The organism is Niallia laureatilytica, assembly GCF_046613985.1.
Classification (GTDB): Bacteria; Bacillota; Bacilli; order Bacillales; family Cytobacillaceae; genus Niallia.
Genome location: NZ_JBKKHP010000003.1, coordinates 277,212 through 290,055 on the forward strand (window position 1 = coordinate 277,212; position 12,844 = coordinate 290,055).

Consider the following 12,844-nt stretch of genomic DNA (forward strand, 5'->3'; position numbering starts at 1 on the left):
AGAAATGAAGACGATTAAAGTCCATGTAGTAACTCCTGATGGCCCGGTGCATGATTCAGACGTTGAGACGGTTATCGCAAAAGCAGAAAGCGGAGAACTTGGAATAATGGCAGGCCATGTTCCAATGGTTGCTCCCCTTAAAATAGGTGTCATACACTTGAAAAATGGAAAGACTTCTGAGTATTTGGCAGTCAATGGCGGAATCTTAGAGGTTCGGCCAGATAAAGTAACGGTGCTTGCTCAATCTGCGGAAACTGCGGAAGATATCGATTATGATCGTGCTTTACGAGCTAAGGAGCGTGCAGAGCAAAGATTGCATGCGCAGAGTAGTGAACATATAGATTTTAAACGCGCAGAGCTTGCTCTCAAACGTGCAATGAACCGTATTTCTATAATTGAAAAAAGATATTAAAACCAAATGCCTCCTTTGCAAAAATGCAAATTGGGGGCATTTTTTTCGTTCGTGAAAGGGCTTTAAAAGAACAAAAAAGGTCTAGAAGAAACGAAAATGAAATAAAAATGAAATGAAAATGAAAAAATATGAAACCTTTTAGGTAGTTAGTTCGTCAAATAGAAGTTAGCAAGGAAACTTAAGAGTGGAGGTTCGGCCGTGATAGAAGATTTTGGCCAACAGGCGTTGCTCAGCATTGTAACAAATGTGGTATTTATTGCCCTGGCTTGGTGGGCATTGCAGTCCTTGAACATTGAAAAGTTCATCCGTGCAAACAAAGTAGTTCAAGCAAGAGTTTTATATGTGTTATTATCGATAATAATGGGATCACTAGTCAGTGACTTCTTCCTTAATTATCTGCTTTGGTCACAACAGTTGCCACTAATTATGCAATAAGATGCATTGGAAGAAACAATTACCAACTAAATAGGTCTTCATACATGTTTTCTTTTGTTCACTTTTTCAGTACAATTCAACTTGCGTGTTGAATAAAATTAGTTTGTACGCTGATATAGAATATATTCATGTCAAAAAGTGACGACAATTCGTGAGTATTTCATTCCCCTACTATGGAAACAATGCTAGTAAGGGGGAGGAATATAAGATGAATAAAAAAAGAACAGTAATTTATATCGTGTTAACAATACTAGTTGGTTTGGCAGCAGTCACTTTTGGGAATAACCCAATTATCGCGAAAAAACAGCTAGACCTATTTATCATAAATGGAATTTTACAAGAGGAACAGAACATTAATGTAACTGAATGGTCTCTGCATGCAAGAGAAAAATTGGAAAATGTGAAAAGCTTATCAGATGCAAAAGCCGTTCAGGCTGAATTGCAGGAAAAATTTCCTGATGCAAAATGGACGGAAACAGAAAACAGCAGCAGCTGGCAGGCTAAAGCTTTACTTTCAGCTGACAGCAGCAAAGAAGAGAGTATAACGGTCACTGCTTCATTAACAACTCAAACTGCTCAATCATATGTTATATATGAAGTGAAAGGGAAGGAGTTAAGTGACCAGTTCAGCAAAATGCTGAAAAAGGATATAGAAGAAAAAGTTTCAGCTATATTTCGTGGAAAACCAACAATTTTCTCTTGTATAAAAGGCGAATTCAATGATAAGATTAGTAAGAGTCTGCCTTATTATGTAAACCATTTATTGGATGCTTTTCAAGCGAAACAAATAGAGGCGTTAGAGGAAGATGATTTTGTATCAGCTTCAGCCATAACGTCTATCTTTGATGAGAAAATTCAGGAAAATGACAAGGCAATGAACTTGCAATTGGGAATCAGGACACAAGGAATGGGCGGTAAGACTACCTTTGTAGTTGGCACACCCATCATAACGATTGAATATTAATATAGAGACATTGGACGCGGAGGGGAATACACTTTGGATAAAATCATCGTCCGCGGCGGAAAAAGGTTAAATGGAACGGTTAAAGTAGAAGGCGCAAAGAATGCCGTTTTGCCTGTAATCGCCGCTACATTATTAGCAAGTGATGGAAAAAGCATAATTAAGTCAGTTCCAACTCTTTCAGATGTATTTACAATAAACGAGGTATTGCGTTTTCTTAATGCTGACGTAACTTTTGCCAACAACGAAGTAACAGTAGATGCATCAAAAGAGTTGAGTGTGGAAGCGCCATTTGAATATGTGCGCAAAATGAGAGCTTCTGTTTTGGTAATGGGTTCATTATTGGCTAGAAATGGCCATGCAAGAGTAGCATTGCCAGGAGGCTGCGCAATTGGCTCTAGACCGATTGATCAGCATCTTAAAGGCTTTGAAGCAATGGGTGCAAAAGTACAGGTAGGAAATGGTTTTATTGAGGCGTCTGTTGAAGATCGTCTGCATGGAGCGAAAATTTATTTAGATTTCCCAAGTGTAGGGGCAACAGAAAACATTATGATGGCTGCGACACTGGCTAAAGGTACAACAATCATCGAAAATGTTGCTAAAGAACCTGAAATTGTTGATTTAGCTAATTTCCTAAATGCAATGGGTGCAAAAGTAAGAGGTGCAGGAACTGGCACACTTCGAATTGAAGGTGTAGAAAAGCTGTACGGTGCAGAACATACAATTATTCCGGATAGAATTGAAGCTGGAACGTTTTTAGTTGCCGCTGCTATCACAGGCGGAAATGTCCTTGTACAAGGTGCAGTGCCAGAACATCTTTCATCTTTAATCGCAAAAATGGAAGAAATGGGTGTAGTCTTCAAAGAGGAAGAAGACGGACTTCGTGTTATTAGTGCAGAAAACTTAAAAGCTGTTGATATTAAGACAATGCCTCATCCTGGATTCCCAACAGATATGCAGTCACAAATGATGGCATTGTTGCTTCGCGCTAAAGGAACTAGCATGATAACAGAAACTGTTTTTGAAAACCGTTTTATGCATGTTGAAGAGTTCAGACGCATGAATGGCGATGTGAAGATTGAAGGTCGTTCTGTTATTATGAATGGACCAACAAACCTGCAAGGTGCTGAAGTAGCAGCAACAGATTTACGTGCTGCAGCAGCATTAATATTGTCAGGACTTGTGGCTGAAGGTATTACAAGAGTTACTGAACTGAAGCACTTGGATCGCGGATATGTTAACTTCCATGAGAAGCTGGCGGGATTAGGTGCTGACATTGAACGAGTGACAGAAGAAGAGCAAGTTACATTGACTGCAACTTATGTCGCAGATATGAATGCGTAATAAAACATAAGCAGCTATTATTCATTTCCCTTATGAGATGGATATAGCTGTTTTTTTTTGTGCAGTTAAGCTTGGAAGAGGTTAATGAGGAAATGAAGAGATAACGAGAGATTACTCCCATACTATGCAAAGTTAGAAAAAATAGAACGCCTAGACCGATTATTTTCATGGTTTTTTCCTGATGAATAAAGTCATAAATGCTTGTCCAAGCCCATAAGAATGTTTTGTAAGACATTAATCGTCTTCTCGAAGCAATATCTACATCGTTCTTATGGAGGCTTATATATGATCAAATTCAAACCCTTTATCGCACTAGGAGCCATTCTGTTCAGCATCACTTTATTGCTTCCAGCTGTTTTGGTGCTTCCCTTTATTTCAGAACGAGGGAATGACAAAAATGATACGCCAGCACAAGTTACGCCAGCAGAAAACACAGGTCCATCTGTGGAAGTTTCCATCTATCGGGAAGAGCAAAAAAAGATAGAGAAAGTTGATTTAGAAGAATATGTTGCCGGTGTTGTGGCACTGGAGATGAATGCAAGCTTTGAACCTGAAGCACTAAAAGCGCAAGCATTAGCAGCAAGAACCTATATCGTCCGCAGGATGATCTCCCAAACGGATTCAGGATTGCCTGATGGAGCAATAGTCGGTGATTCTATTACTTATCAAGTATATAAGAATAAAGCAGAATTAAAATCAACCTGGAAAACCGGTGATTATGATTGGAAGATGAAAAAGATTGAGGATGCCGTTCAAGCAACAGCAGGACAGATTCTGACATATGACGGAGAGCCAATCGATGCTCTATTTTTCTCCACAAGTAATGGATATACAGAAAACGCTGATGATGTCTGGGCTAACTCTCTTGCTTATTTAACGAGTGTTGAAAGCCCGTGGGATAAGAACTCCCCAAAGTTTAACGGCAAAGAAGAGCTCAGTATTCAAGAGTTCGAAAGCAAACTTGGCGTCTCTGTAGGAAGCAGTACAAGCATTATGACAAATGTAGAGTATACGAAAGGCAAGCGAATTGCAAAAGCGAATATAAGCGGAAAAGAGCTTGCAGGGACAGACATTCGCGATAAGCTTGGTTTAAAGTCAACAGACTTCACTATGACCAGAGAAGGCCAGAATATCGTTGTGACGACGAAGGGATATGGTCATGGTGTCGGGATGAGCCAGTATGGTGCAAACGGAATGGCGGCTGAAGGCAAGACATATGAGGATATCGTCAAGTATTACTATAAAGGTGTAGCTGTAACCGATTCTGAGAAACTTCTGACAGCTTATATGGCAAATAAATAATAAAGAAATAGCAGGAAGCTTCCTTGGCAGCAAGGGGGCTTTTTTTACTTTTCATCCCTTTAGAAAAAAGTTTTTATTTTCATGCATAAATAAAACCAGTTTGTCGAAAAATAAGTTTTTAAAAAATTTTTTCTTGCATGTATATATTTATCATTATCTGTTCAGAATGATTGCTGAGGTGATGATAAAATGAGAGAGGAAGAAAACAAACGTACTTCTCCAAAATCAAAAGTAAAGAGTTTCTTTAAAAAGCGTTGGGCATTTCCAGCTGTTTATATCGCGAGTGCAGCTATTATTCTAACAGGTGTCCTTTGGTATCAAAACAGTGCAAGCGATACAGACAAGTTCAATTATGATGCGTCAAAAAATCCAAATACGCAGCTTAATGGTGATGAGCCTTCTGTACCAGTTACAAATGATGTTGAGAACTTTGCATGGCCAGTAAATGATCCAGATGCAGTAATTACTCAAAAAGGTTTTTATGACAATAGCCAAAGCAAGGAAGAGCAAATAAACTCACTAGTTTTCTATGATAATATGTACCAGCCTAATACTGGTGTAGATTTGAAAATGGAAGATAACAGTGAATTCGAAGTACTTGCTTCATTAAGCGGAACAGTTACAAAAGTATCAGAAGATTCTGTACTTGGTAATTCAATCGAAATCGAACATGCTGATGGTATCAAAACTTTCTATCAGTCTGTAAAGGATATCCAAGTAAAAGAGGGCGATGAAGTGAAAAAAGGTCAACCTCTTGCTACTTCTGGACAAAGCTTATATAACAAAGATGGCGGCATACATGTTCACTTTGAAATTCGTAAAGATAATGTAGCAGTAAATCCAATTGATTACTTCAATAAATCATTGGCTTCATTAGAAAATGCTGATACTTCTGAAGCAAGCAGCACTTCTGAGGAAAATGAAGTAACAGATGAATCGAACAAAGAAGAGTCTGTTTCAGAGGATGCAACAGAAAATCAATCAAATAAAGAAGTAACAGAAGAGTCAACAGACTCGAAAAATACAGATGCTGACGCAACAGATGAATCAACAGATTCTTCAAGTGATGATGCAGCAGACGAAAGCACTTCAGCTGATCCAAACGCATAATGCAAAACGAAAGAGTCCCATTCTTCGACAGAATGGGACTCTTTTTTCATGAATAAACCTATTTCAATGACAAATTTCTCGGGAAATAATCCATACCTGTAAATCATGCTTTTTTGTCCATTATAGGCTTCTTTTTTAGCTGCATTGCTTGGACAATTCGCAGGATAGTTAAAATAAACACGGTTGCGCCTGTGAATATATAGAGTATAAGCATCCATGTTGTCTGGCTGTCTGTGCCCAGCAGCAATCCGTGAAGAAGAGCTGCATAGAATGTTGGGAATGCGAGAAAATGGATGGCTCTCCACATCTTCTTCCCAATCTTTTTTAAGAAGTCTGTTGATAAAACTAATAACAAGAATCCATAAAAGGCAAATATGCCTAATGATAGGGAGATGACATTATGTTCAACTGTAAAAGGAATCAGGATATTAAAGATGGTGTAAGAGGTATATTCTGTATCGAATACTAGGACAAGACCATGAACCATTCCAAAAAGCAGCCCGAACCAGCCGGCAGCCTCATGAGTATTTAGAATTATTTTTTGCATTTTCTTCGGAAATATTGGAAGTTTAAAAGTTAGCCCAGTCAGCATGGAGATAAACAGCAATAAATAAGATGTGATGGCTGCTGCCCTTGTTACATTCCAAATGCTGAATAGGTCGCCAAAGGTGGATAACCATTCATTCATACTGTTTCACTCCTTCTTTTGCATAAAAGTTTATATTGCCAGCTTGCAGGCATTGGTCATCGCTTGTCAGCCCGATAAAAGCTAAATTATTTCCTTTAAATTGCTTTAAGCCTTCCTCCCAGCCAAGGATAAGCATGCATTTAGCAAGAGCTTCTGCCTCTGTTAATGTTGGGGCAATCACAGTTGCCTGAATAAGGTTGGAGGTGCTCGGCAGGCAGGTTCGCGGATCTACTATATGGTGACAGTGCTGTCCGTTGGCAGTTATCCAATGCCTTTTTACTGTAGAACTTGTTGCAATACCTGCATCTCTTTGTAATTCAATGGAGGCAATCGTTTCGTCTGGTCTGCTTGGATGATCTATTTTGACCACACGCTTTCTTTGCTCTAAACCCCAAACACAAATATCCCCGCCTGCAGAAATAGCGCCAGTCTTTATTCCGTCATCCTGTAAAAGCTCAGCGATGCATTGTGCTGTCCAGCCTTTAGCTATGCCCCCTAAATCTATTTGAATATCTTGTTCAAGGGTTACGCTCCTCATGCCTGTATCGATTGTGAGCGGGCGGGAAATCAGTCTAGATGAGGTAGGCTGTTCAGCTGTATTCGGACATGCCTCCATCAGTTCAAAGCTCCGGTCATAACCGAGAGCACAAAGCGTCCTGCCTAGATAAGGATTATAAATCCCTTTTGTGACTGTAAAGTAGAAGTCCGCAATCCTAATAGCTTCAAACAGGATAGAGCTGCATACAAAAGGGATGTGGATGGTCCTATTTAATTGTGATAATTCACTAGCCTTGTCAAACCGTGACAGCGTCTTTTCTGCCTTTTTAAACAGATGTAATGTTTTTTTGGATGATTCCTCTGGTAAATCAAATGTGCGAATAGTGGTGTTCATACATGGGAATTCTGTTTGCTGCATATACTTATCTCCTTAAGATGAATGGCTGCGAAGGTCTCCACTTTCAGTTGTGCTCCCGTTAGTTGGAGGTGCTTGAAAGGACCCGCCGCTGAAATTATTGGACCCGCTGTTTGGGTCTGTTGTGGTACCTCCGCTGCTGTCACTTGACGTATCAGAAGAACTGTCCTCTTGATAATCACCAGCCCAAGAGTCGCTGCTTCCAGATGAATAGGAACTTCCTGATGAATCACTGCTGCCTGAACCGTCGTCAGGGGTTGTATAACTTCCATTGCTCCCATTTGAAGGGATTTGGCTTCCGTCTTCCTGTGCGAAAGGATTTTGGCTGCTTGGCAGCTCGCTGGTGCCCCCTGATTGATTAAAAGCAGTTTGCTGACTGTTCCCAGTTGAAGTTGTTCCATTTAAAAACCCTATAAAACCTGTAAAAGCTGCAACGCTGGATAAACCTATAATCCACTTTGTTTTTTTTGGTGCCATATACATCCCCCGTATCTATCAATATTTATTAATAAGGATTGTACGAAACAATCCTTAATTATTTCTTAAGCGCTACCCACTTTTAAAAAAATCAAAGGAAACCTTGTCCCTATTCATAATTTTCTGCATAAACTTTGACCCAAGCTAATAAACTGTTACAAACCTTACAAAGATGAAGTTTGGAGTGAGGGATCGTTTATAGATAAATGGATATGTAGTCGAGGACATGTTTAATCACGATAAGATCAGAAAGCAAAAGCTTTCTGCCGCATGTAAAAAGGAATATTCATGAAAGGAAACGTGCGGGATGAAGAATTTCGATGAAGCGAAAAGCGAGTCTCATTTCACACTTCTCACATCCAATTTAGGGAGGGCGAGTGGTGTGCACGATTACATCAAAGAGAGAACTATCAAGATTGGAAAGTATATCGTGGAGACGAGGAAAACAGTTCGCGTTATAGCGAAGGAGTTTGGCGTATCCAAAAGTACAGTCCATAAGGATTTAACAGAAAGGCTTCCTGAAATAAACCCGGATTTGGCAAACGAAGTAAAGGAAATTCTTGATTATCATAAATCGATTAGACATCTTCGCGGTGGGGAAGCGACAAAAATGAAGTACAAGAAGGAAGAATTGGAAGGGGAAACAGTACAATAACAACATGGAAAGAAAAAAACACAAGAATTTCATTTATGCTTATCTATCGATGGAGGACATCCTCCATCGGTAGAGAAAAAAACAGACAGAAATAGGACTTAGGAAATACTAAGTCTTTTTTATATGTCAAAATACATATTCAACACGCTCCTGTTTTACTAACAGTTATATAAGAGATTGGAAAAAAATAGATAAATAATCGTTTAAGCGAACAAATATGAAAATTTTACAAATAAAAATAAGAAAAAATGCGCATATTTTTGACAAAAAGTTACTTCTTTCGTCAGCGGTATGATAGAATAGAAAATTAGAGTAGGACTAATATGATACGTGTTATGGCAAGGGTTGCAAGACATGTGAAGTGTTAGACATACACTTATCAGAAAACGAATATAAGAGAGTCAGCAGTTGTATTTTATATCGAACAACTGTTCTTCTGTCTGTCATAGTATTGCTTGAATTGTTAAAATGATCTGCTTATTAAAATGCGTTACATAATTTAATGAAACTAGTTTTGCTTTTTTGCGTTTAAATAATAGGAGAAATATTAACTTTTCATGTAAAGGTCTGTTTATAAAGAGAACAAATGGAAAAAACTGAATAATAGCCATAAGGAGGAAGTGTAAAAAATGTTCGCTAGAGATATCGGTATTGATTTAGGAACAGCAAATGTGTTGATTCATGTAAAAGGGAAAGGGATCGTCTTAAATGAGCCTTCGGTAGTCGCTCTCGATAAAAACACAGGCAGAGTGCTTGCAGTTGGAGAAGAAGCGCGCCGTATGGTTGGACGTACACCTGGAAATATTGTCGCTATTCGTCCGCTGAAAGACGGAGTTATTGCTGATTTTGATGTCACAGAAGCAATGCTTAAGCATTTTATCAATAAATTGAATGTAAAAGGATTTTTATCAAAGCCACGCATCCTTATCTGCTGTCCTACAAACATTACAAGTGTAGAGCAAAAAGCTATTAAAGAGGCAGCAGAAAAGAGCGGCGGCAAAAAAATCTACCTGGAGGAAGAGCCGAAAGTTGCTGCAATTGGAGCGGGTATGGACATCTTCCAGCCGAGCGGCAACATGGTTGTGGATATCGGCGGGGGAACAACTGACGTAGCTGTTCTTTCAATGGGTGATATTGTTACTTCTTCAAGCATCAAAATGGCAGGGGACAAGTTTGACAGTGAAATTCTTCAATATATTAAGAGAGAATATAAGCTCTTGATTGGAGAAAGAACGGCAGAAAACATCAAAATTAACATTGGAACTGTTTTCCCTGGCGCGCGTAAAGAAGAGATGGAAATTCGCGGCCGTGATATGGTTTCAGGTCTTCCTAGAACGATTACGGTTCATTCAGAGGAAATTGAACAGGCGCTAAGAGAGTCTGTAACAGTGATTGTACAAGCTGCTAAGAGTGTTCTGGAAAGAACTCCGCCTGAGCTTTCTGCAGATATTATTGACAGAGGAGTTATTTTGACAGGAGGCGGCGCGCTTCTTCATGGAATTGACATGCTGCTTGCTGATGAATTAAAAGTTCCAGTCTTGGTTGCAGAAAATCCAATGGATTGTGTCGCAATTGGTACAGGCATCATGCTTGACAATATTGACCGTTTACCAAAAAGAAAGCTTGGCTAATCAGGCTTTTCCATTGCTAAATAAATGAAAAATCGGCTGCCCGAAAGGGTAAGCCGTTTTTTTTGTTTAAAATTTAAAATAAATTTCTGTTTTGCATTAAATACCATTAGATATTTGTAAATAACATCCGATATAATAGGGGATGAAGTAAATACAATACAAAATATGACTTTTTTCAACAAATGACTACAGAAATGAACCTAACTTATTTTATAATATAACTAACTGTAATATGACCTTAACTTCTCAAAGATTGGAGAAAATGATATGTTTAAAGGATTTTATACAGCTGCATCAGGTATGTTAGCACAGCAAAGAAGAACTGAAATGCTGACAAACAATATGGCAAACAGCAATACACCTGGATATAAAGCCGATCAATCTGCTGTCCGCACATTCCCGGAGCTGCTTCAGCAAACGGTAGATACCTATACTCCCAGCGGAAAAACAACAAAATCAACAATTGGCTCTTTAGGGACTGGTGTTTATATGCAAGAAGCCATCCCAACATTCACACAAGGTGATATTACTCAAACTGACTTGAAAACAGACATCGCCCTAGTGAATATAAATGTTCCTGGGGATGACAATAATACGGCAGGCTCCATATTCTTTAATATTCAAAATGCAAACGGTGAGACAAGATATTCTAGGAACGGAAACTTCACACTGGACGGCCAAGGTTATTTGACAACAGGAAGCGGCTTATATGTAATGGATGAAAACAATGAGCGAATTCAGCTGCCTGACGATAACTTTTCCGTGTCTAATGAAGGTGTGCTTACAACAAGTGAAGGGCAAGCATACCGCCTTGGGGTGAGCTATACAGCAAATCCTAAATCTTTAGTAAAAGAAGGCGATGGCCTTTACCGGGCTGAGGATGGACAGGCACTTGAAAATGCTTATACAGCAAACGGTGTAACATTCCAGCTTAAACAGAACTTCCTGGAGAGTTCTAACGTAGATACATCCAGGACGATGACAGATATGCTGTCTGCATATCGTTCATTTGAAGCAAACCAGAAGATTCTTCAAGCATATGACAAAAGCATGGATAAAGCCGCAAACGAAATAGGTAAAGTTTAAGGCAGACCACGTTTGGGGAAGCAACCCAGGTTAAGGGGGAGAATATAAGATGAACAGAACGATGCTTATCGCTACAAATACATTGACACAGTTGCAAAAACAAATGGATACAATCAGTAATAATATGGCTAATGTTGATACGACTGGTTACAAAAAGAATAATGCTACATTCACTGATTTGCTTGTCCAACAGGTTAATAACCAAAAGGATCTTGCGCAGGAGGTTAACCGTCAGACTCCTAATGGCATTAGACAAGGAAACGGTGCAATGGTTGCCCAGACCCAGACAGTTATGACACAAGGCACTTTAAAAACGACGAACCGTCCGTTGGATACGGCATTTACGTCAGAGGGCCAGCTTTACCGTGTGCTTGTCCAAAATGGGCAAAACACTGAAGTTCAATACACAAGAGACGGTGCTTTTTATTTGTCTCCGGTATCAAATACGGAAAACATGCTTGTGACAAAGCAGGGGTATGCAGTTCTTGATGAAAATAATAATCCGATAATGCTCGATAAAAATGTAAGTCAATATACTTTATCAGAAACAGGTACTCTATCTGCAACTCTGAACAATGGACAGACTCAGAACGTTAATCTAGGTGTGACAGCTGTTAATTATCCTCAATTCCTTGAGAAAAAGGGAGATAATCTGTATGGTTTGCCTGCCAATCTAGATGAGCTTAACATGACGAGAGATCAAGTTCTGACAGATTTGGACGGAGCACTACGCGGAGAAGTTTCCGTCCAGCAGAATGTTCTGGAACAATCCAATGTTGATATGAGCAAGGAAATGGTTAACTTAATGTCGACACAGCGCTCCTATCAGTTTCAGTCAAGAGCTATCACTATTGCTGATCAGATGATGGGATTAGTAAATGAGATACGCTAAAAGGGAGATAAAATAATGTCAGTTAATACAAGCAGTCAAGAAGTCATGAAGACAAGGGAGCAGATAAGGGAAGAAAGACAAGATAATAACTCGCAAGAGAAGTCTTCTTCAAGGTTTGGCAGAGTTCGGATGTTCCCGATTTGGCTACGGTTAATCTTAATTATTGTATTGACAGCTGTAAGCATCACAGCCGGTGCTGTAATTGGCTATAGTGTTATCGGTGACGGTAAAGCTGGAGATACTTTCAAAAAGTCGACATGGACACATATAATAGATCTTGTTGAGAAAGAATAAGGATATATAATTATTTTTTTAAGGAAGGGATAATTTCCCTTCCTTTTTTATAAGGTTATTTAGTACAATTATACATAACCACATATTAGTAGGAGGTCATAAAAATGTTAGATATAAATCAAATTAAAGAAATCATTCCCCATCGTTACCCATTCTTGCTGGTCGACCGCATCTTAGAGGTCGAGGAAGGGAAGCGTGCAGTCGGAATCAAGAATGTTTCAGCAAATGAAGAGTACTTTAATGGTCACTTTCCAGAATTCCCAGTAATGCCAGGTGTGCTTATCGTTGAAGCATTGGCTCAAGTTGGAGCTGTGGCGATGCTGATTAAAGAAGAAAATAAAGGAAGACTTGCTTTCTTTGCAGGTGTTGACAGCTGCCGCTTCAAAAAACAGGTATACCCTGGCGATCAGCTTCGTCTCGAAGTAGAAATGACAAGAGTGCGCGGAAACTTTGGCAAAGGAAAATGTGTTGCTACTGTAGACGGTGAAATAGCGTGTGAAGCAGAAATCATGTTTGCATTAGGAGATAAAAAAGAAGAATAGAGCTTTTGCTCGGCAGAAGCATCTGGTGTTTAATGCCTATTGTTATATATTTATGGGAAAGTCAAATGACATGTAAAATGTCCTTTTTCTTGGACAAGATAA

At 39.2% G+C, this 12,844-nt stretch carries 15 protein-coding genes; 12 read left to right on the top strand and 3 right to left on the bottom strand.

Annotation, left to right across the window (positions count from 1 at the left end; all coding sequences use genetic code 11):
• The first annotated feature begins 4 nt into the window (after positions 1-4).
• The 6 genes from ACLIJJ_RS11065 (at position 5) to spoIIQ (ending at position 5,564) form a co-directional block, all read left to right on the top strand.
• Positions 5-412: a F0F1 ATP synthase subunit epsilon gene (locus tag ACLIJJ_RS11065; RefSeq protein WP_233315914.1), complete on the top strand. Its 408-nt coding sequence runs from the start codon at positions 5-7 to the stop codon at positions 410-412.
• A 198-nt stretch (positions 413-610) separates the two neighbouring features.
• Positions 611-847: a DUF1146 family protein gene (locus ACLIJJ_RS11070; RefSeq protein ID WP_233315913.1), complete on the top strand. Its 237-nt coding sequence runs from the start codon at positions 611-613 to the stop codon at positions 845-847.
• A gap of 208 nt (positions 848-1,055) precedes the next feature.
• The gene (locus tag ACLIJJ_RS11075) at positions 1,056-1,811 is read left to right on the top strand and encodes a YwmB family TATA-box binding protein (protein ID WP_233315912.1); all 756 of its coding nucleotides are present in this window, start codon (positions 1,056-1,058) and stop codon (positions 1,809-1,811) included.
• A 33-nt stretch (positions 1,812-1,844) separates the two neighbouring features.
• Positions 1,845-3,152 (top strand): UDP-N-acetylglucosamine 1-carboxyvinyltransferase, encoded by a 1,308-nt coding sequence (gene murA / locus ACLIJJ_RS11080; protein ID WP_233315911.1) that lies wholly within the window; start codon positions 1,845-1,847, stop codon positions 3,150-3,152.
• Positions 3,153-3,437: 285 nt separating this feature from the next.
• On the top strand, positions 3,438-4,454 hold the full coding sequence (gene spoIID / locus ACLIJJ_RS11085) for a stage II sporulation protein D (RefSeq protein WP_237942057.1): 1,017 nt from the start codon (positions 3,438-3,440) through the stop codon (positions 4,452-4,454).
• Between the two features lie 189 nt (positions 4,455-4,643).
• Complete coding sequence (gene spoIIQ / locus ACLIJJ_RS11090; RefSeq protein ID WP_233315909.1) at positions 4,644-5,564, top strand: stage II sporulation protein SpoIIQ; 921 nt, start codon at positions 4,644-4,646, stop codon at positions 5,562-5,564.
• 103 nt (positions 5,565-5,667) lie between these two features.
• Here the strand turns inward: spoIIQ and ACLIJJ_RS11095 are convergent, their stop codons facing one another.
• The 3 genes from ACLIJJ_RS11095 to ACLIJJ_RS11105 are packed head-to-tail and all read right to left on the bottom strand — an operon-like array spanning position 5,668 to position 7,642.
• Entirely contained in the window at positions 5,668-6,252 is a 585-nt protein-coding gene (locus ACLIJJ_RS11095) for a ferric reductase-like transmembrane domain-containing protein (RefSeq protein ID WP_233315908.1), read from the bottom strand.
• Entirely contained in the window at positions 6,245-7,168 is a 924-nt protein-coding gene (locus ACLIJJ_RS11100; RefSeq protein ID WP_411410881.1) for an FAD:protein FMN transferase, read from the bottom strand. Before ACLIJJ_RS11100 ends, ACLIJJ_RS11095 begins: the two co-directional genes overlap by 8 nt.
• 12 nt (positions 7,169-7,180) lie before the next feature.
• On the bottom strand, positions 7,181-7,642 hold the full coding sequence (locus ACLIJJ_RS11105) for a hypothetical protein (RefSeq protein ID WP_411410882.1): 462 nt from the start codon (positions 7,640-7,642) through the stop codon (positions 7,181-7,183).
• Positions 7,643-8,024: 382 nt separating this feature from the next.
• Between ACLIJJ_RS11105 and spoIIID the strand changes: the two genes are divergently transcribed.
• From spoIIID to fabZ, 6 genes are all read left to right on the top strand, one after another.
• Complete coding sequence (gene spoIIID / locus ACLIJJ_RS11110; RefSeq protein ID WP_016204804.1) at positions 8,025-8,297, top strand: sporulation transcriptional regulator SpoIIID; 273 nt, start codon at positions 8,025-8,027, stop codon at positions 8,295-8,297.
• Positions 8,298-8,926: 629 nt separating this feature from the next.
• Positions 8,927-9,928: a rod shape-determining protein gene (locus ACLIJJ_RS11115; RefSeq protein ID WP_233315905.1), complete on the top strand. Its 1,002-nt coding sequence runs from the start codon at positions 8,927-8,929 to the stop codon at positions 9,926-9,928.
• A 267-nt stretch (positions 9,929-10,195) separates the two neighbouring features.
• Positions 10,196-11,014, top strand: coding sequence for a flagellar hook-basal body protein (locus tag ACLIJJ_RS11120; protein WP_233315904.1), 819 nt, complete (start codon positions 10,196-10,198; stop codon positions 11,012-11,014).
• Between the two features lie 49 nt (positions 11,015-11,063).
• On the top strand, positions 11,064-11,906 hold the full coding sequence (locus ACLIJJ_RS11125; RefSeq protein WP_233315903.1) for a flagellar hook-basal body protein: 843 nt from the start codon (positions 11,064-11,066) through the stop codon (positions 11,904-11,906).
• 15 nt (positions 11,907-11,921) lie between these two features.
• Positions 11,922-12,200 (top strand): DNA-directed RNA polymerase subunit beta, encoded by a 279-nt coding sequence (locus ACLIJJ_RS11130; protein ID WP_233315902.1) that lies wholly within the window; start codon positions 11,922-11,924, stop codon positions 12,198-12,200.
• 104 nt (positions 12,201-12,304) lie between these two features.
• Positions 12,305-12,742 carry a 3-hydroxyacyl-ACP dehydratase FabZ gene (fabZ, locus tag ACLIJJ_RS11135; protein ID WP_233315901.1) on the top strand — a complete coding sequence of 146 codons (438 nt, stop codon included), beginning with the start codon at positions 12,305-12,307 and terminating at the stop codon, positions 12,740-12,742.
• Positions 12,743-12,844 lie beyond the last annotated feature (102 nt).

What these genes read in the sequence shown, in the direction of transcription:
- ACLIJJ_RS11100 (WP_411410881.1), bottom strand. Translation starts at nt 7,168, where the DNA reads ATGCAGCAAACAGAATTCCCATGTATGAACACCACTATTCGCACATTT.
- spoIIQ (WP_233315909.1), top strand. Translation starts at nt 4,644, where the DNA reads ATGAGAGAGGAAGAAAACAAACGTACTTCTCCAAAATCAAAAGTAAAG.
- ACLIJJ_RS11120 (WP_233315904.1), top strand. Translation starts at nt 10,196, where the DNA reads ATGTTTAAAGGATTTTATACAGCTGCATCAGGTATGTTAGCACAGCAA.
- spoIID (WP_237942057.1), top strand. Translation starts at nt 3,438, where the DNA reads ATGATCAAATTCAAACCCTTTATCGCACTAGGAGCCATTCTGTTCAGC.
- ACLIJJ_RS11075 (WP_233315912.1), top strand. Translation starts at nt 1,056, where the DNA reads ATGAATAAAAAAAGAACAGTAATTTATATCGTGTTAACAATACTAGTT.
- ACLIJJ_RS11125 (WP_233315903.1), top strand. Translation starts at nt 11,064, where the DNA reads ATGAACAGAACGATGCTTATCGCTACAAATACATTGACACAGTTGCAA.
- ACLIJJ_RS11130 (WP_233315902.1), top strand. Translation starts at nt 11,922, where the DNA reads ATGTCAGTTAATACAAGCAGTCAAGAAGTCATGAAGACAAGGGAGCAG.
- ACLIJJ_RS11105 (WP_411410882.1), bottom strand. Translation starts at nt 7,642, where the DNA reads ATGGCACCAAAAAAAACAAAGTGGATTATAGGTTTATCCAGCGTTGCA.
- ACLIJJ_RS11065 (WP_233315914.1), top strand. Translation starts at nt 5, where the DNA reads ATGAAGACGATTAAAGTCCATGTAGTAACTCCTGATGGCCCGGTGCAT.
- ACLIJJ_RS11115 (WP_233315905.1), top strand. Translation starts at nt 8,927, where the DNA reads ATGTTCGCTAGAGATATCGGTATTGATTTAGGAACAGCAAATGTGTTG.
- ACLIJJ_RS11095 (WP_233315908.1), bottom strand. Translation starts at nt 6,252, where the DNA reads ATGAATGAATGGTTATCCACCTTTGGCGACCTATTCAGCATTTGGAAT.
- fabZ (WP_233315901.1), top strand. Translation starts at nt 12,305, where the DNA reads ATGTTAGATATAAATCAAATTAAAGAAATCATTCCCCATCGTTACCCA.